The organism is Streptomyces sp. NPDC001443 (genome assembly GCF_053597355.1).
Genome location: NZ_JBSFIA010000001.1, coordinates 325,849 through 344,058, shown reverse-complemented (window position 1 = coordinate 344,058; position 18,210 = coordinate 325,849). Strand labels below are relative to the sequence as shown.

14 protein-coding genes are annotated in these 18,210 nt (G+C 69.3%); 1 reads left to right on the top strand and 13 read right to left on the bottom strand.

Annotated elements, in window-relative coordinates; translation table 11 throughout:
• Nucleotides 1-181: 181 nt before the first annotated feature.
• From rodA to ACWC24_RS01460, 9 genes are all read right to left on the bottom strand, one after another.
• Nucleotides 182-1,378, bottom strand: coding sequence for a rod shape-determining protein RodA (rodA, locus tag ACWC24_RS01500; RefSeq protein WP_450660784.1), 1,197 nt, complete (start codon nucleotides 1,376-1,378; stop codon nucleotides 182-184).
• On the bottom strand, nucleotides 1,375-3,624 hold the full coding sequence (gene mrdA, locus ACWC24_RS01495) for a penicillin-binding protein 2 (protein WP_450660783.1): 2,250 nt from the start codon (nucleotides 3,622-3,624) through the stop codon (nucleotides 1,375-1,377). The genes rodA and mrdA overlap by 4 nt, the downstream gene beginning before the upstream one ends.
• An 80-nt stretch (nucleotides 3,625-3,704) precedes the next feature.
• On the bottom strand, nucleotides 3,705-4,376 hold the full coding sequence (gene mreD / locus ACWC24_RS01490; protein WP_450660782.1) for a rod shape-determining protein MreD: 672 nt from the start codon (nucleotides 4,374-4,376) through the stop codon (nucleotides 3,705-3,707).
• Between the two features lie 13 nt (nucleotides 4,377-4,389).
• Nucleotides 4,390-5,334: a rod shape-determining protein MreC gene (mreC, locus tag ACWC24_RS01485; protein WP_450660781.1), complete on the bottom strand. Its 945-nt coding sequence runs from the start codon at nucleotides 5,332-5,334 to the stop codon at nucleotides 4,390-4,392.
• A 174-nt stretch (nucleotides 5,335-5,508) separates the two neighbouring features.
• Nucleotides 5,509-6,528, bottom strand: coding sequence for a rod shape-determining protein (locus ACWC24_RS01480; RefSeq protein ID WP_152894040.1), 1,020 nt, complete (start codon nucleotides 6,526-6,528; stop codon nucleotides 5,509-5,511).
• Nucleotides 6,529-6,832: 304 nt separating this feature from the next.
• A complete protein-coding gene (gene ndk, locus ACWC24_RS01475; RefSeq protein WP_450660780.1) occupies nucleotides 6,833-7,246 on the bottom strand; it encodes a nucleoside-diphosphate kinase in 414 nt (137 codons plus the stop codon).
• A gap of 66 nt (nucleotides 7,247-7,312) precedes the next feature.
• Complete coding sequence (locus ACWC24_RS01470; protein WP_450660779.1) at nucleotides 7,313-7,669, bottom strand: DUF4233 domain-containing protein; 357 nt, start codon at nucleotides 7,667-7,669, stop codon at nucleotides 7,313-7,315.
• Nucleotides 7,670-7,677: 8 nt separating this feature from the next.
• The gene (gene folC, locus ACWC24_RS01465) at nucleotides 7,678-9,198 is read right to left on the bottom strand and encodes a bifunctional tetrahydrofolate synthase/dihydrofolate synthase (protein ID WP_450660778.1); all 1,521 of its coding nucleotides are present in this window, start codon (nucleotides 9,196-9,198) and stop codon (nucleotides 7,678-7,680) included.
• A gap of 165 nt (nucleotides 9,199-9,363) precedes the next feature.
• Nucleotides 9,364-11,988, bottom strand: coding sequence for a valine--tRNA ligase (locus ACWC24_RS01460; RefSeq protein ID WP_450660777.1), 2,625 nt, complete (start codon nucleotides 11,986-11,988; stop codon nucleotides 9,364-9,366).
• Between the two features lie 135 nt (nucleotides 11,989-12,123).
• Between ACWC24_RS01460 and ACWC24_RS01455 the strand changes: the two genes are divergently transcribed.
• A complete protein-coding gene (locus ACWC24_RS01455) occupies nucleotides 12,124-13,101 on the top strand; it encodes a hypothetical protein (RefSeq protein ID WP_450660776.1) in 978 nt (325 codons plus the stop codon).
• Between the two features lie 94 nt (nucleotides 13,102-13,195).
• Here ACWC24_RS01455 and clpX read toward each other — a convergent pair whose 3' ends face one another.
• From clpX to tig, 4 genes are all read right to left on the bottom strand, one after another.
• Nucleotides 13,196-14,482 carry an ATP-dependent Clp protease ATP-binding subunit ClpX gene (clpX, locus tag ACWC24_RS01450; RefSeq protein WP_450660775.1) on the bottom strand — a complete coding sequence of 429 codons (1,287 nt, stop codon included), beginning with the start codon at nucleotides 14,480-14,482 and terminating at the stop codon, nucleotides 13,196-13,198.
• Between the two features lie 194 nt (nucleotides 14,483-14,676).
• Entirely contained in the window at nucleotides 14,677-15,357 is a 681-nt protein-coding gene (locus ACWC24_RS01445; protein ID WP_392611459.1) for an ATP-dependent Clp protease proteolytic subunit, read from the bottom strand.
• A gap of 161 nt (nucleotides 15,358-15,518) precedes the next feature.
• Entirely contained in the window at nucleotides 15,519-16,127 is a 609-nt protein-coding gene (locus ACWC24_RS01440; protein ID WP_385538268.1) for an ATP-dependent Clp protease proteolytic subunit, read from the bottom strand.
• Between the two features lie 543 nt (nucleotides 16,128-16,670).
• Nucleotides 16,671-18,059, bottom strand: a complete 1,389-nt coding sequence (tig, locus tag ACWC24_RS01435; RefSeq protein ID WP_450660774.1) for a trigger factor — start codon at nucleotides 18,057-18,059, stop codon at nucleotides 16,671-16,673.
• Nucleotides 18,060-18,210: the final 151 nt, after the last annotated feature.

Here is an 18,210-nt window from a genome sequence, read left to right as displayed (position 1 = left end):
GGGAGGCGGAACACGGCGGGGGCGGAGGCGGAACACGGCGGGGGCGGAGGCGGAACACGGCGGGGGCGGAGGCGGAACACGGCGGGGGCGGAGGCGGAACACGGCGGGGGCGGAGGCGGTCGCGCTGCTGCCGCGCCGCTCGCTCCGCCCCCGCCCCCGCCCGCGGCGGTGCCGTAGGCCGTCAGGCCGACATGGGCCGCTGCACCCTGATCGACTGGAGCAGCCCTATGGCCACCCAGACCGCGAACATCGACGTGCCTCCGTACGACACGAACGGCAGCGGCAGACCGGTGACCGGCATGATGCCGAGGGTCATGCCGATGTTCTCGAAGGCCTGGAAGGCGAACCAGGCGACGATCCCGGCGGCGACGACGGTGCCGTACAGCTCTGTCGACTCGCGGGCGATCCGGCAGGCGCGCCACAGGACCACGCCGAGCAGGGCGATGATCAGGCCCGCGCCGACGAAGCCCAGTTCCTCGCCGGCGACCGTGAAGACGAAGTCCGTCTGCTGCTCGGGCACGAACTGGCCGGTGGTCTGCGAGCCGTGGAAGAGGCCGGCTCCGGTCAGGCCGCCGGAGCCGATCGCGATACGGGCCTGGTTGGTGTTGTAGCCGACGCCCGCGGGGTCGAGCTCGGGGTTGGCGAAGGCCGCGAAGCGGTTGATCTGGTACTCGTCCAGGATGTGCAGCTGCCAGACGGCGACCGCGCCGAGCGCGCCCGCGCCGATCAGGCCGAACACCCAGCGGTTGGAGGCGCCGGAGGCGAGCAGCACGCCCAGCACGATGACGACCATGACCATGACCGAGCCGAGGTCGGGCATGAGCATCACGATCAGCATCGGCACCGAGGCCAGTCCCAGGGCCTGGAGGACGGTGCGGTGGTCGGGGTACTGCCGGTCGCCCGCGTCGACCCGGGCCGCCAGCAGCATCGCCATGCCCAGGATGATCGTGATCTTCACGAACTCCGAGGGCTGGAGCGAGAAGCCGCCGCCGAGCACGATCCACGAGTGCGCGCCGTTGACCGTCGAGCCCAGCGGGGTGAGCACCAGGAGGATCCCGAAGACCGAGGCGCCGTACAGGAGCGGCACGGCCGTGCGCAGGGTGCGGTGGCCGAGCCAGACCGTGCCGATCATCAGGGCGAACCCGATGCCGGTGTTCATCAGGTGCCGCAGCAGGAAGTAGTACGGGTCGCCCTGGTTGATCTGGGTGCGATTGCGGGTCGCGGAGTAGACGAGCAGCGAGCCGAGGAACGACAGGGCCAGGCCGGCCAGCAGAATCGGCCAGTCGAGCCTGCGGGCCAGCGAGTCACGGGCGAAGACCCGGGTCCAGCCGGCCCGTTCGGGTCCGTAGCCGGAGACGGAGAAGCTGTTTCCGCTCATGTGGGCATCCTCCGGCTTCCCCTGCGGCGCGAACGCCTGCGGGTGTCACGGTTGCCCGTGCCGGGCGAGGCCGTGGTCGCCGCGGGCTGCGAGTCGTCCGGGGAGGGCGACTGCGTCGGTTCGGCGTGCAGGTCCTTGGCCGGGTCGCGGGAGATCTTGGGGCTGGCGATCGTGCCGTCCGTGCGGACCTGGGGCAGGCCCTTCTGCGGGGTGTACAGCAGCGCCTTCTTCTTGTCGATGGCGCCGTCGGCCTGGACCCCGTACAGGGCGCTGTAGATGTTGCGGACGGCCTCACCGGAGGCACCGGAACCGGTACCGGCCTGGGAGATCGTCATGATGATCGCGTAGTCCTTGCTGTACGTCGCCAGCCAGGAGGTGGTCTGCTTGCCGTAGACCTCGGCGGTACCGGTCTTGCCGTGCAGGGCGATCTTGTCCTGCGGCCAGCCGCCGAACTTCCAGGCGGCGGTACCGCGGGTGATGACGCCCGCGAAGGCCTCGTTCATGCCCTTGATGGTCGCCTTGCTGACCGGCAGCTTCCCGTGCGACTTCGGCTTGATCTCCTGGACGGTCTTGCCGTCGGCGCTGATGATCGCCTTGCCGATGGTCGGCGTGTACATCGTGCCGCCGTTGGACACCGCCGAGTAGATGACGGCCTCCTGGATCGGGGTGACGAGGGTGTCGCCCTGACCGATGGAGTAGTTGATCTCGTCACCCTCGCGCATCTTGTTGCCCTCGAGGCAGTTCTCGTACTCGATCTTCTCGACGTACGAGCCGTCCTTCTTGCCGGACTTGCACCAGGCGTCCTTGTTGGCCTTCCAGTAGTTCAGCTTCCACTGGCGGTCCGGGACGCGGCCGGTGACCTCGTTGGGCAGGTCGACGCCGGTCTCCTTGCCGAGGCCGAACTGGTGGGCGGTCTTGAAGAACCAGTCCTTGGGCTGGCCCTTCTTGGGGTTGATGCCGCCGTCCTTCTTCCACTCCCGGTCCGCGAGGCCGTAGAAGACGGTGTCGCAGGAGACCTCCAGGGCGCGGCCGAGCGAGATCGGGCCGAAGCTCTCGCCCTCGAAGTTCTTGAAGACCTGGCCGCCGACGGAGTAGGAGCTGGTGCAGGGGTAGCCGCCGTCCCACTCGTAGCCCGCCTGCACGGCGGCTGCGGTGGAGACGACCTTGAAGGTCGAACCGGGCGCGGACTGACCCTGTATGGCGCGGTTGAGCAGCGGGTAGTCGGAGTTCTTGCCGGTGAGCTTCTTGTAGTCCTTGGCGGTGATCCCGCCGACCCAGACGTTCGGGTCGTAGGTCGGGGCGGACGCCATGGCGACGATGCGGCCGGTCTTGGCCTCCATCACCACGACCGCGCCGGAGTCGGCCTTGTAGTTCGTGCCGGTGATCTTGTCGAACTGCTGGCGGGCGGTCTTCATCGCCTGGTTCAGTTCGTACTCGGCGACCCGCTGGACGCGGGAGTCGATGCTGGTGACGAGGTTGGAGCCGGACTCGGCGGGGTCGGCCTTCGCCTGGCCGATGACCCGGCCGAGGTTGTCGACCTCGTAGCGGGTGACGCCGGCCTTGCCGCGCAGTTCCTTGTCGTACTGGCGCTCCAGGCCGCTGCGGCCGACCTGGTCGGAGCGCAGGTAGGGCGAGTCGGTGTCCTGGGCCTTGGTGAGCTCGTCGTCGGTGACGGGCGAGAGGTAGCCGAGGACCTGGGCGGCGTTGGACTTGCCGGGTGCCGCGTAGCGGCGCACCGCCTCCGGTTCGGCGGTGATGCCGGGGAAGTCCTCGGAGCGCTCGCGGATCTGGAGGGCCTGCTTGGGGGTGGCCTCGTCGGTGATGGGGATCGGCTGGTAGGGCGAGCCGTTCCAGCACGGCTGGGGCGTCTTGGCGTCGCACAGCCGGACCTTCTGGAGGACCTCCGTGGTGTCCATGCCGAGGACGCCGGCGAGCTTGGTGAGGACGGCCTTGCCGTCGTCCTTCTGCTTCAGCAGGTCGGTGCGGGAGGCGGAGACCACGAGCCGGGTCTCGTTGTCGGCGAGGGCCACTCCGCGCGCGTCCAGGATCGAGCCGCGCACGGCGGGCTGGACGACCTGCTGGACGTGGTTGCCGGAGGCCTCCTTGGCGTACGCCTCGCCCTCCCGGATCTGGAGGTACCACAGCCGGCCGCCGAGGGTGCCGAGCAGGGAGAGGACGAGGATCTGGATCACGACGAGCCGGATCTGGACGCGTGGTGTCCGTCCGGTCTCGGGAATGTTGGTCACGGTGGTTGGCTCCCCCTCTCAGTGTGTCTCTGAGTCATATACGACGGACCTGTGCGGCCCTGTGGCCAACTGCCTTCCGGTCACAGTCGCTTGACCCCCTTGATGCGGCCGGCGCGCGCGGTGCGGGCCCTGGCCGCCTTCACCCGCAGCCCGTTGCGCTGGCCGCCGATGCGCAGGCCGGTGCCCGAGGACAGCCAGCCGGAGGAGATGTCGGTGCCCTTCCCGGGCGAGTTCGCCTCGGCCAGCGGATCGTTCTCGGCCCGCCGGGCCAGCCACATGATGCCGGGGACGACGAACGGGGCGAGCAGCAGGTCGTAGAGGGCGGCGCTGAACAGCAGGCTGCCCATGCCCACATGGCGGGCGGCGGTGTCGCCGACGAGGGCGCCGACCAGGGCGTACAGCAGGGTGGAACCGATCGCGGCGGCGACCACCACGGCCATCGGGCCGGTGGCCGACTTCAGCCGGCCGTTCTCCGGTCTGACGAGCCCGGCGAGGTAGCCGATGACGCACAGCACCAGGGCGTAGCGTCCGGCGGCGTGGTCGGCCGGCGGGGCGAGGTCGGCGAGCAGACCGGCGCCGAAGCCGACGAGGGCGCCGCCGACATGGCCGTACACGATGGCCAGGCCCAGCACGGTGAGCAGCAGCAGGTCGGGTACGGCGCCCGGGAGGTGGAGCCGGGCGAGAACGCTCACCTGGAGCACCAGGGCGACGACGACCAACGCCGTGGAGAGCAGGATCCGGTTGACGCGCATGGGGATTCAGCTCCTACTGCTGCTCGGACTGGCCGTCGGCGGGCGCGTCGGCGGACGGGGTGATGGTGATGGTCACCGTCGGCGTGGGCACGGGCTTGGGCTTCTTCGGAAGCACCGTGTCGCGCGGGTCCTTGGCCGGGGCCTGGACGACGACGCCGACGATGTCGAGCTTGGTGAAGCTGACGTACGGCGTGACGTAGAGGGTGCGGGTGAGATCGCCGCCGGAGGGGTCGACGCGGGAGACCACGCCGACCGGGACGCCCGGCACGAAGGGCTTGTCGGCCTGCGAGCCGAAGGTGACCAGGCGGTCGCCCTTCTTCACCTCGGCCTTGCCGTTGAGCAGTTGCACGCGCAGCGGGCGGTCGCCCTGCCCGGAGGCGAAGCCGAGCTCGTCGCCGGCCTCCATACGGGTGCCGACGGTGAAGTCGGGGTCGTTGGCGAGCAGGACGGTCGCGGTGTCCGGCCCGACGGTGGTGACCCGGCCGACCAGGCCGTCGCCGTTCAGGACGGTCATGTCGCGCTGAATGCCGTCCTTGGCGCCGACGTCGATGGTGACGGTCCAGGAGAAGCCCTGGGCCGCTCCTATCGCGATGACCTCGGCGCCCTTGATGCCGTACTGGCCGGTGCCCGCCATCTTCAGCATGTTGTCGAGCTGCCGGAGGCGGCTGGTGTTGCGGTCGTCGCTGCCGAGCTTCGCCTTGAGCGCCGCGTTCTCCTTCTCCAGGAGGGCGAGCCGGTCGTGGCGCTCGTCGGAGTCGCGGACGGCGGAGACCGCGTTGCCGACCGGGTCGACCACCGACGACACCCCGTTCTCGATCGGGCCGAAGACCGTGGCCGCGGCGTGTCGGGCGCCCTCGACCGGGGAGTCCTCCCCGCCGCGGATGTCCACCGTGATCAGTGCGAACGCGATGGCGATCAGCAGCACCAGGAGCAGCCGGCTCTCTCGTGTGTCCCTCACGTGCGGCGGCCGTGCCTTCCTCATAGGAATACGGGCAGAAATGGGAAAACCAGGGAACCCCGAGGAACCCTCCGAGGTTCCGGGAGAGGCTCGTTCGGGGGAGCTTATGTCTCTGTGTCAACGACCCGCCGTACGAGATCGGTTCGTCTCGTACGGCGGGATCGAAGCGTCACTTCATCTGCGCGGCGCGGCGTCCAGGACCTGCTGGAGGGCCTCGAACTCCTCGACGCACTTGCCGGAACCGAGCGCCACGCTGTCCAGCGGGTCCTCGGCGATGTGGATCGGCATACCGGTCTCGCGGCGCAGCCGCTCGTCCAGACCGCGCAGCAGGGCGCCGCCGCCGGTCAGCACGATGCCCCGGTCCATGATGTCGCCGGAGAGCTCCGGCGGGCACTTGTCGAGGGTGGTCTTGACCGCGTCGACGATCGCGTTGACCGGCTCCTCGATCGCCTTGCGGACCTCGGCCGCCGAGATGACGACGGTCTTCGGCAGCCCGGACACCAGGTCCCGGCCTCGGATTTCGGTGTGCTCGTCAGCGTCGAGGTCGTACGCCGAACCGATCGTGATCTTGATCTGTTCGGCCGTGCGCTCACCCAGAAGGAGGGAGTACTCCTTCTTGATGTACTGGATGATCGCGTTGTCCAGCTCGTCACCCGCGACACGGATGGACTGGGCGGTGACGATGCCGCCGAGCGAGATGACCGCGACCTCCGTGGTACCGCCGCCGATGTCCACCACCATGTTGCCCGTGGCCTCGTGGACCGGCAGGCCGGAACCGATGGCCGCCGCCATGGGCTCCTCGATGATGTGCACCTGACGGGCGCCGGCCTGGGTCGACGCCTCGATGACGGCGCGGCGCTCGACACCCGTGATGCCCGAGGGCACACAGACGACGACCCGCGGACGAGCCAGATACCGCCGCTTGTGGATCTTCAGGATGAAGTAGCGGAGCATCCGCTCGGTGATCTCGAAGTCGGCGATCACGCCGTCCTTCAGCGGACGGACGGCAACGATGTTGCCAGGTGTGCGCCCGATCATCTTCTTCGCTTCGGCGCCGACCGCGAGGATGCCACCGGTGTTGGTGTTGATCGCGACGACGGACGGCTCGTTGAGTACGATCCCGCGACCCCTGACGTACACCAGCGTGTTGGCGGTCCCGAGGTCGACAGCCATGTCACGGCCGATGAACGACATTGAGTTCCCCATCAGGATTCGACTGGCCTACCTGCAGGCTTTTGAAGGCTTTTCAGGTCGGCGAGGTGGGTGCTGTGACGTGAAGGGTTACATCGTAGACGCGCCTGCACGAACACTGCGCGAGGGTCTTCGCCATTGTCATCAGATGCGCGGCCGTCTCGCCCCCGGAGACGGTCCAACCGAGGCACACGTTCCCCCGATCGGCACGCATATGCCGAAGGACGGCCGAAAATGCACGGCCGTCCCAGGTCAGGCGGGCTGGGAGACCTGACGGCCCCTCAAAAAGTAGTCCGAAAATTTATTCTCAGGCACGGCCCGGGAAGAAGATCTTCACCTCGCGTTCGGCGGACTCCTCGGAGTCCGAGGCGTGGATCAGGTTCTCCCGGACGATGACACCGAAGTCACCGCGGATGGAGCCGGGGGCCGCGGCGATCGGGTCGGTCGGACCGGCCAGCGCCCGCACGCCCTCGATGACCCGCTCGCCCTCGACGATCAGGGCCACGACGGGACCGGACGCCATGAACTCGACCAGCGGCTCGTAGAAGGGCTTGCCCTTGTGCTCCCCGTAGTGCAGCTCCAGGGTGTCCTGGTCCAGCGTGCGCAGCTCCAGCGCGGTGATCTGCCAGCCGGCCTTGCGCTCGATACGGCTGATGATCTCGCCGGTCAGGCCGCGACGGACGGCGTCGGGCTTGAGCAGGACGAGGGTGCGCTGGGTCACGGGAGGACTCCTTCTTGCTGCCGGGTGTGCGGTGGGATGAGGTTACAGGGCGTGTTCGGGCGACCGTCACACAGCGTCAGCCGCGGACGGCTCCGCCTGCGCCGCGAATCTCGCCTTCGCCTCGTCGATCTTCCGCCCGTAGTGCACCGAGGCCCACCACAGCGCCGCGAACAGCACCCCGAGGAAGAACATCGTCGGCACGGCGAACCCGGAGGCGATCAGCGCGATCTGGAGCGCCCAGCCCAGGGCGACCCCGCCCGGCCGGGTCACCATGCCGCACAGCACCACGCACAGGAACATCGCGATGCCGCTGACCGTCCACACGGTCGACATCGACAGGTCGGGATCCTTCATCGCGACCAGACCGGCGAAGCCGATGACGAAGACCTCGCCGATCAGGGTCGAGGAACAGAGCGTACGCACGGGAGAAGTCAGTCCCTTCCCAGGAGCAGCAGCCGGGCCTCGCCGACCGTGATGACGGAACCGGTGACCAGCACCCCGCCGCCGGAGAACTCGCCCTCCTCCTCGGCCAGCGTGATCGCGGCCTCCAGGGCGTCGGGCAGCCGCGGTTCGACCTGGACGCGCTCGTCGCCGAACACCTCGACGGCGATCGCGGCGAGCTCGTCCACGTCCATCGAGCGAGGGGTGGAGTTACGGGTGACGACGATCTCCGCGAAGACCGGCTCGAACGCCTCGAGCAACCCGCGCACGTCCTTGTCGCCGCTGGCCCCGACCACGCCGATCAGCCGGCTGAAGTCGAACGCCTCGCCGATCGCCTCGGCGGTGACCTGCGCGCCCGCCGGGTTGTGCGCCGCGTCCAGGACGACCGTGGGCGACTGCCGTACGACTTCGAGCCGTCCGGGCGAGGTGACGGCCGCGAAGGCCTTGCGGACGGTGTCCGGGTCCAGCGTCTCCGCGCGCTGCGAACCGACGCCGAAGAACGCCTCGACGGCGGCGAGCGCGACGGCCGCGTTGTGCGCCTGGTGGGCGCCGTGCAGGGGCAGATACACCTCGGGGTACTCGCCGCCCAGCCCGCGCAGCGTGAGCAGCTGCCCGCCGACGGCGATCTGCCGGGCCACCACGCCGAACTCCAGGCCCTCCCGGGCCACGGTGGCGTCCACTTCCACGGCCTTCTTCAGCAGCACCTGCGCCGCGTCGACCGGCTGCTGGGCCAGGATGACCGTGGCCCCCTGCTTGACGATGCCGGCCTTCTCGGCGGCGATCTCGCCGGGCGTCGCACCGAGCCGGTCGGTGTGGTCCAGGGAGATCGGGGTGACCACCGCGACGTCACCGTCGATGACGTTGGTGGCGTCCCAGCTGCCGCCCATGCCCACCTCGACCACGGCGACGTCCACCGGCGCGTCCGCGAAGGCCGCGTACGCCATGCCCGTGAGCACCTCGAAGAAGGACAGCCGGTACTCCTGCCGGGCGTCGACCATCTCGACGTAGGGCTTGATGTCCTGGTACGTCTCCACGAACCGCTCGGCGGGGATCGGACCGCCGTCCATGCTGATGCGCTCGGTGATCGACTGCACGTGCGGGGAGGTGTAGCGGCCGGTGCGCAGCTCGAAGGCGCCGAGCAGCGCCTCGATCATGCGGGCGGTGGAGGTCTTGCCGTTCGTCCCCGTGATGTGGATCGACGGGTACGCCCGCTGCGGGTCACCCAGGACGTCCATCAGCGCGGAGATCCGGGAGACGGAGGGCTCCAGCTTGGTCTCGCCCCAGCGGGTCGCGAGCTCCGTCTCGACCTCGCGCAGGGCCCGGTCGACCTCGGGGTCCTCGGGCCGGGCCGGCACGTCGGGCTGCGGCGGCCCGCCCTGGGTGCGCAGGGTACGGCTGCCGGCCTCGATCACCGCGAGGTCCGGGTCACGGTCCGTCTCCGCCTCGACGATCTCCTCGAAGGGGTCGAGGGGGTCGGGCCGGTCGCTGCTGTCTGGGGGGAGCTCGCTCACGCCGCCAGTCTACGGAGCATGACCGACAGACGCGGACGAAGGCCCCCGGAACGAGTGGTTCCGGGGGCCTTCACGCCTCCGCGTGGGCGGAGAGCATTGCGCCTTGTCCTTACCGGCCGCGGCCAGGTCCGGATCACCTCCGCAGCAGCGGAGAGCAACTGCCGATCAGCCTAGCGGCAGCCTGGCCAGCTGACCTTCGATCCGCGTGATGTCCTCGTCGGCCTTGGCGAGCCTCGTGCGAATCTTGTCGACCACCTGGTCCGGCGCCTTCGCGAGGAACGCCTCGTTGCCGAGCTTGGCCTCAGCCTGCTGCCGTTCCTTCTGCGCCGTGGCCAGGTCCTTCGCGAGCCGCTTGCGCTCGGCGGCCACGTCGATCGTGCCGGACAGGTCGAGGGCCACCTCGGCACCCGCGACCGGCAGCGTCGCCGTGGCGGTGAACGCGTCGCCCTCCGGCTGGAGCCGCAGCAGCTGGCGGATCGCCGCCTCGTGCGGGGCGAACGGCGTGCCGTCGAGGGTCAGCCGGGCCGGGACCCGCTGGCCGGGCTGGAGCCCCTGGTCGGCACGGAAGCGCCGGACCTCGGTGATGACCGACTGCAGGCTCTCGATCTCCCGCTCCGCCGCGGCGTCACGGAAGCCGCTGTCCGTGGGCCACTCGGCGATGACGACCGACTCGCCGCCCGTCAGGGTGGTCCAGAGGGTCTCGGTGACGAACGGGACCACCGGGTGCAGCAGCCGCAGCGTGACGTCGAGGACCTCACCGAGGACGCGCTTGCTGACCTCGGCCGGCTCGCCGCCCGCCAGGAACGTCGTCTTGGACAGCTCGACGTACCAGTCGAAGACCTCGTCCCAGGCGAAGTGGAACAGGGCGTCCGACAGCTTGGCGAACTGGAAGTCCTCGTAGAGCGCGTCGACTTCGGCGACGACCGCGTTCAGCCGGGACAGGATCCAGCGGTCGGTCGCCGACATGGCGGACGCGTCCGGCAGCGGGCCGTCGACCGTGGCGCCGTTCATCAGCGCGAAGCGCGTGGCGTTCCAGATCTTGTTGGCGAAGTTGCGCGAGCCCTGGACCCAGTCCTCGCCGATCGGGACGTCGACGCCCGGGTTGGCGCCACGGGCCAGGGTGAAGCGCAGGGCGTCGCTGCCGTACTTGTCCATCCAGTCCAGCGGGTTGACCGCGTTGCCGAAGGACTTCGACATCTTCTTGCCGAACTGGTCGCGGACCATGCCGTGCAGGGCGATGGTGTGGAACGGCGGGGTGCCGTCCATCGCGTACAGGCCGAACATCATCATCCGGGCGACCCAGAAGAAGAGGATGTCGTAGCCGGTGACCAGGACGGAGTTCGGGTAGAACTTCGCGAGCGACTCGGTCTGCTCGGGCCAGCCCATCGTGGAGAAGGGCCACAGGCCGGAGGAGAACCAGGTGTCGAGGACGTCGGTGTCCTGGTGCCAGCCCTCGCCGGTCGGGGGCTCCTCGTCCGGGCCGACGCAGACGATCTCGCCGTTCGGGCCGTACCAGACCGGGATGCGGTGGCCCCACCACAGCTGGCGCGAGATGCACCAGTCGTGCAGGTTGTCGACCCAGTCGAAGTACCGCTTCTCCATCTCCTGCGGGTGGATCTTGACCTTGCCGTCGCGGACCGCGTCACCGGCGGCCTTCGCGAGCGGGCCGACCTTGACCCACCACTGCATCGACAGACGCGGCTCGATGGTGGTCTTGCAGCGCGAGCAGTGGCCGACGGAGTGGACGTACGGGCGCTTCTCGGCGACGATCCGGCCCTCGGCGCGCAGCGCGGCGACGATCGCCGAGCGGGCCTCCATCCGGTCCAGGCCCTGGAACGGGCCGTGCACGGTGATGACCGCGTGCTCGTCCATGACCGTGATGGCGGGCAGGTCGTGCCGCTGGCCGATCTCGAAGTCGTTCGGGTCGTGGGCCGGGGTGACCTTGACGGCGCCCGTGCCGAACTCGGGGTCGACGTGCTCGTCGGCGACGACCGGGATGGAACGGTCGGTCAGCGGCAGCTTGATGAGCTTGCCGACCAGGTGCTTGTAGCGCTCGTCCTCGGGGTGGACGGCGACGGCGGTGTCGCCGAGCATGGTCTCGGCGCGGGTGGTGGCGACGACGATCGTCTCCTCGCCCTCCCCGTACTTCATCGAGACGAGCTCGCCGTCGTCGTCCTGGTACTCGACCTCGATGTCGGAGATCGCGGTCAGGCAGCGCGGGCACCAGTTGATGATGCGCTCGGCGCGGTAGATCAGCTCGTCGTCGTAGAGCCGCTTGAAGATGGTCTGGACGGCCTGGGACAGGCCCTCGTCCATGGTGAAGCGCTCGCGCGACCAGGCGACGCCGTCGCCGAGGCGGCGCATCTGGCCGGAGATCTGCCCGCCGGACTCGGCCTTCCACTGCCAGACGCGCTCGACGAACGCCTCCCGGCCGAGGTCGTGCCGGGACTTGCCCTCCTTGCCGAGTTCGCGCTCGACGACGTTCTGCGTGGCGATGCCGGCGTGGTCCATGCCGGGCTGCCACAGCGTCTCGTGGCCCTGCATGCGCTTGCGGCGGGTGAGGGCGTCGATGAGCGTGTGCTCGAAGGCGTGCCCGAGGTGCAGGCTGCCCGTGACGTTCGGCGGCGGGATGACGACGGTGTACGCGGGCTTGTCGCTCTTGGCGTCCGCCTCGAAGTAACCACGCTCTACCCAGCGCTCGTACAGCGGCCCCTCTACGTCGGCCGGCGCGTACTGGGTCGGCAGTTCGGTGTGGGTCGCTGATGGCTGCTGCTGAGCGTTGTCGGTCACGGGGTCAGTTTAGGGGTGTCACACGGCGGTCCCGAAACGCATTTGGTCTGTAACGGTGGCGCCCCCGACGCCATGAGGGGGTTGTGCCTGGGACAGGATGTCAGGAACACATAAGCTCTGGAGGGGAACCCAGTAATGAGTCACAACCAGCCGGGCCCGTACGGCGGGCAGCCCCAGCAGCCCGGACCGTACGGCCAGCCGGGTCCCTACGGCCAGCCCGGCCCGTACGGCCAGCCGCCGCAGGCCCCTCAGCCCGGCTACGGCTACCCCCAGCAGACCCCGCCCGCCCAGCCCGGCTACGGCTACCCGCAGCAGCCCCCGCAGGGCGTGCCGCAGCAGCCGAACCCGTACGGTCAGCAGCCGCCCTACGGGCAGCCCCCGTACGGCCAGCAGCCCTACGGGGTCCCCCAGCCGCCCGCGCCCGGCGGTGGTGGCAAGAAGAAGGCGATCATCCTCGGCGCCGTGGCGGCCGCGGCCGCGCTCGCGGTGGTCGCGTACCTGGCGCTCGGCGGCAGCAGCGGCGGCGGCGGTTCGGACATCGCCGACGACGGCCCGCACAAGCTGACCACCCCGGCGACGGTCCTCACGGACTACAAGAAGTCCGCGGACGCCGACAGCGGCGGCTTCGACAAGAAGGACGTCAAGGACGCCGAGAAGCACGGCGTGAAGAACGCCAAGGACGTGCACGCCGGTTACCAGTCCGGGGACGAGACCAACTACCTGGCCATGAAGATGATCAACTTCATGGGTGTGTACGGCGACATCGACGACCCGGAGGCGGTCGTCGACGCGATGTTCGCCGACATGAAGAAGAACGCGAGCGCCGACGAGGGCCAGGTCGTCGGCAGCCCGAAGGCCTACACGCCGACCGGTCTCGACGGCGCGGTCCTCAAGTGCCAGGAGACCAAGGTCAAGGGCGACGACTCGTCGTCCGGCGCGGCGGCCGGGCCGAGCGAGATCAGCATGCCGGTGTGCATCTGGGGCGACCACAGCACGCTCGGCGTCGTCATCCACGTCGACATGGCGGACGCGATGTCCGGCAAGGCCGCCGACCTGGCGGGCGCCGCCGACCTGACGGCGAAGTTCCGCGGCCAGGTACGCGTCAAGGCCTGATCCGGATCCGGCGAGGCCCGGGAACGGCCCGCCACGACGGGGAAGGGGCCCCGGTCCGAAGACCGGGGCCCCTTCCCCGTACGCGGTGCGGCGGTTACGCCGTCTTCTGCTCCCCCGAGCCGCGGCCGCGGGCGTCGCGCGGGATCAGCGTCGGGTTCACGTTCGAGCGGACGACGTCCGCCGTGATGACGACACGGGCCACGTCCTTGCGGGACGGGACCTCGTACATCACCGACATGAGGACTTCCTCCATGATGGCGCGCAGACCGCGGGCGCCGGTCTGGCGGAGGATCGCCTGGTCGGCGATGGCCTCCAGCGCCTCCCGCTCGAAGTCCAGCTCCACGCCGTCGAGTTCGAACAGGCGCTGGTACTGCTTGACCAGCGCGTTGCGCGGCTCGACGAGGATCTGGAGCAGGGCCTCCCGGTCCAGGTTGTGGACGCTCGTGATGACGGGGAGACGGCCGATGAACTCGGGGATCATGCCGAACTTGACCAGGTCCTCGGGCATGACGTCCTCGAACTGGTCCTTGGCCTCCAGCTCGCGCTTGGAGCGGATCGTCGCGCCGAAGCCGATGCCCTTGGCGCCGGCCCGGGACTCGATGAGCTTCTCCAGGCCCGCGAAGGCGCCGCCCACGATGAACAGGACGTTCGTCGTGTCGATCTGGATGAACTCCTGGTGGGGGTGCTTGCGGCCGCCCTGCGGCGGGACCGAGGCCGTCGTGCCCTCCAGGATCTTCAGCAGCGCCTGCTGCACACCCTCGCCGCTCACATCGCGCGTGATCGACGGGTTCTCGCTCTTGCGCGCGACCTTGTCGATCTCGTCGATGTAGATGATCCCGGTCTCGGCCTTCTTGACGTCGTAGTCGGCCGCCTGGATCAGCTTGAGCAGGATGTTCTCGACGTCCTCGCCGACATACCCGGCCTCCGTCAGCGCCGTCGCGTCGGCGATGGCGAACGGGACGTTGAGCATACGGGCGAGGGTCTGCGCGAGGAGTGTCTTGCCGGAGCCCGTGGGACCCAGCAGCAGGATGTTGGACTTCGCCAACTCGATGGCGTCCTCGCGGCTTTGACCGCCGCCGTTCTCACCGGCCTGGACCCGCTTGTAGTGGTTGTACACCGCGACGGAGAGCGCCTTCTTGGCCGCTTCCTGGCCGACCACATAGCCCTCGAGGAACTCGTAGATCTCGCGGGGCTTGGGGAGTTCCTCCCAGCGCACCTCGCTCGTCTCCGCGAGCTCTTCCTCGATGATCTCGTTGCAGAGATCGATGCACTCGTCGCAGATGTACACACCGGGGCCTGCGATGAGCTTCTTGACCTGCTTCTGGCTCTTGCCGCAGAACGAGCACTTGAGCAGATCGCCGCCGTCACCGATGCGTGCCACGGTGTGCTTCCCCTTCGCCTGGGAGACGCCTGGACGCTTACGAGTCCAGCGGCTCCTGGTGCTGCCTTATGTCCGACGGTACCTTGCCGAGCCCCCCGTTCGGGCCCCCCTTGGCACGGTTCACTTTGTCGTGCACCTTGCCGCGCACGGCGCGCGATCCTGCCAAGGGGCGGCAGACGATACATGCCTGAGCGTCAGCGGACGCTGCTGTTGTTCATCTTCCGGGTGGAGATGATCTGGTCGACCAGGCCGTACGCGAGCGCGTCCTCGGCCGTGAGGATCTTGTCGCGCTCGATGTCCTCGCGGATCTTCTCGATGGGCGTGGTGGAGTGCTTGGCCAGCATCTCCTCCAGTTGCGAACGCATCCGCAGGATTTCGTTCGCGGCGATCTCGAGGTCCGAGACCTGGCCGCGACCGGTCTCGCTGTAGGGCTGGTGGATCAGCACGCGCGCGTTCGGCAGGGCCATGCGCTTGCCCGGCGTACCGGCCGCGAGGAGGATCGCCGCGGCGGAGGCCGCCTGGCCCATGCAGACCGTCTGGATGTCCGGCTTCACGAACTGCATGGTGTCGTAAATCGCAGTCAGCGCGGTGAAGGAGCCGCCGGGGCTGTTGATGTAGACCGAGATGTCGCGGTCGGGGTCCATCGACTCCAGGCACAGCAGCTGCGCCATGACGTCGTTGGCGGATGCGTCGTCGATCTGCACGCCGAGGAAGATCACGCGCTCCTCGAAGAGCTTCGCGTACGGGTCGTACTCGCGGATGCCCTGGGAGGTGCGCTCCACGAAGCGCGGGATGACGTAGCGGGACTCGGCCGAGGGCCCGGTGTACTGGGCGCGCGCACCGTCGTAGAGGCTGCTGCCGGGGAAGTCGTTCACGGTGTCTCCTGAGAGGGGCTGGGGCGGTGGCTGACGGCTGGGACGGCGTGCGGCCCCAAAGAGGGACCAAGCCCTGTCAACGGACCCGCACACGGCCTCCAGGGGGCCACGACGGGCCACCCATGGACGCCGGGCGTGGTTCGGGCCCGTTCGGGCCCGAACTACGCAGCTCCGGTACCGCCACCGCCCGGCATGCCGGCGGCCGTCGGGATGACGTCGTCGATGAGGCCGTACTCCTTGGCCTCGAAGGCGTCGAACCAGCGGTCGCGGTCCGAGTCGCGGGTGACCTGCTCGACCGTCTGACCGGTGTGCTGGGAGGTCAGCTCGGCCATGCGCTTCTTGGTGTGCAGCAGCCGCTCGGCGTGGATCTTGATGTCGGAGGCCGAGCCGGCCAGGCCCGCGGAGGGCTGGTGGATCAGGATCTCGGCGTTCGGCAGCGCGAAGCGCTTGCCGGGCGTGCCCGCGCTGAGCAGGAACTGGCCCATCGAGGCCGCCAGACCCATGGCGATGGTCACCACGTCGTTCTTGATGAACTGCATCGTGTCGTAGATCGCCATGCCGGCCGTGATCGAGCCGCCGGGGCTGTTGATGTACAGATAAATGTCCTTCTCCGGATCGGCGGCGAGGAGAAGGAGCTGTGCGGTGATCTTGTTCGCGATGTCGTCGTCGACCGGCTGGCCGAGGAAGATGATCCGCTCGTTGAGCAGCCGGTTGTAGACCTGGTCGCCGAGGCCACCACCGATGGAAGGCTCGCCGGCGGCGGAGGGCATCAGATTCGTCACGTATCCACCTGCTCGTCTTACGACGGCGCCGGGCCGTCTCACGTGTTCTGCCGGGGCGCAGGGCCGTCCGGCCGTTTCCGGGAACTCCCCTGCCCTCGTACTCATGGACCCTAACGCGCGGGTCCCTTCAGGGAATCCCGCAAAGGGAACTGTTCGCTGTGAGCGCAGGTCGCCCGGCGGACCGGGGCGGAATGCGGGCTGCGGGGGCCTTGCCGGGGCGCCTGGGGCCGTGGGGCGTGCGGGGCGGGGTGTACCCGGGGGGCGGTGCCCACGGGGCGTACCGACGGGGCTGGGGGCGTGGCACGCCGGGCGTCGCCGTGGGGGCCGCGCGGCCGGGCGGCCCCCACGGCGACGCCCGGCACGCGGTCATGCGGTTCCGGGCCGCGGTCCGTGTGTGCGGTTCGCGGCCGTCGGCGGTCCCTGTGCCGGGTACGCGGTCCCGGGGCGGCGGCGGGGTGTACGGCGAAGGGCCCCGGGGCGCAGTGCGTCCCGGGGCCCTTCGTGCTGTGCGTGTCAGAAACGGCGCGAGGCTCAGGCCTCGGGCTTCTCCTCGACCTCGGCCTCGGCGTCGGCCTCGGCCGTCTCGGCGGCGGCCTCCTCGGCCTCCTCCTCGTCGTCCAGGTCGACGACCTCGCCGTTGGTGTCCTTGACCGTGGCGGCCTCGACGACCAGGGCCAGGGCCTTGCCGCGGGCGACCTCGCCGACCAGGAGCGGAACCTGGCCGCCCTCGACGACCGCCTGGGCGAACTGGTCGGGGGACATGCCGGAGGACGCGGCGCGACGCATGAGGTGCTCGGTGAGCTCCTCCTGGTTGACGTTCAGGTTCTCCCGCTTGACGAGCTCGTCCAGCACGAACTGGGTCTTGATGCCCTTGACCGCGGCCTCGTTGGTCTCGGCGTCGAACTCCTCCTCGGTCTTGCCCTGGATCTCCAGGTACTTCGCGAGGTCGAGGCCCATCTGGCCGAGCTGGTGGTGCTCGAGGTTGTGCTTGCGGGTGTTGATCTCGTCCTCGAGCAGCTTCTCGGGGACCGGGACCTCGACCAGCTCGAGCAGCTTCTCCAGGACGCGCTCCTGGGCCTGCGTGGCCTGGTCGTACTGCTTCATGTTCTCGAGGCGCTTGCGGCTGTCGGCCTTGAGCTCGTCGAGGGTGTCGAACTCGGAGGCGAGCTGCGCGAACTCGTCGTCCAGCTCCGGCAGTTCGCGGGCGGCGACCTGGGTGACCTTGACGGTGACCTCGGCCTCCTTGCCGGCCGCCGAGCCGCCCTTGAGCTCGGAGGTGAAGGTGGCCTCGCCACCGGCCTCCAGGCCCTTCACGGCCTCGTCGATGCCGTCGAGCAGCTCGCCGGAACCGATGGTGTACGAGACACCCTCGGCGATGCCGTCCTCGAGGACCTCGCCGTCGACCTTGGCCTGCAGGTCGATGGTGATGACGTCGCCGTCCTCGGCGGCACGCTCGACGGGGCTCGTCGACGCGAAGCGCTCACGGAGCTGCTCCACCGACTTCTCGACGTCCTCGTCCGACACCTCGACGGCGTCGACCTCGACCTCGATGCCGGAGAAGTCCGGGATCTCGAGGGCCGGGCGGATGTCGACCTCGGCGGTGAAGTTCAGCGTCTCGCCGTCCTTCAGCTCCGTGATGTCGACCTCGGGCTGGCCCAGCACGGCGAGCTCGGCCTCGTTGACCGCCTCCGTGTAGAACTTCGGAAGCGCGTCGTTGACGGCCTCCTCCAGCACGGCGCCACGGCCGAACCGCTGGTCGATGACCCGGGCCGGGATCTTGCCCTTGCGGAAGCCCTTCACCGTGACCTGCTGGTTGATCTTCTTGTACGCCGCGTCGAGGCTGTCCTTGAGCTCCTCGAAGGGCACCTCGACAGTGAGCCGAACCCGGGTCGGGTTCAGGGTCTCCACGGCGCTCTTCACGGTTCGGTCTCCTTGTGGCTGACTTCTTGGTTTCTGCCGGGACCCGACGGGTCCGGCGGACTTCGTCGCCCGGAGACTTCAGAACAAGAGACACACGGGCGCGCAGTTTGCATAGTAACCGCAGCGGCTACCCGCCCCCAAAGGCGATCAC

Bases quoted from the DNA above. Each gene is read 5' to 3' on its own strand.
- rodA (WP_450660784.1), bottom strand. From the start codon at position 1,378: ATGAGCGGAAACAGCTTCTCCGTCTCCGGCTACGGACCCGAACGGGCC.
- mreD (WP_450660782.1), bottom strand. From the start codon at position 4,376: ATGCGCGTCAACCGGATCCTGCTCTCCACGGCGTTGGTCGTCGTCGCC.
- ACWC24_RS01480 (WP_152894040.1), bottom strand. From the start codon at position 6,528: ATGTCGTTCATCGGCCGTGACATGGCTGTCGACCTCGGGACCGCCAAC.
- ACWC24_RS01455 (WP_450660776.1), top strand. From the start codon at position 12,124: ATGAGTCACAACCAGCCGGGCCCGTACGGCGGGCAGCCCCAGCAGCCC.
- ACWC24_RS01440 (WP_385538268.1), bottom strand. From the start codon at position 16,127: ATGCCCTCCGCCGCCGGCGAGCCTTCCATCGGTGGTGGCCTCGGCGAC.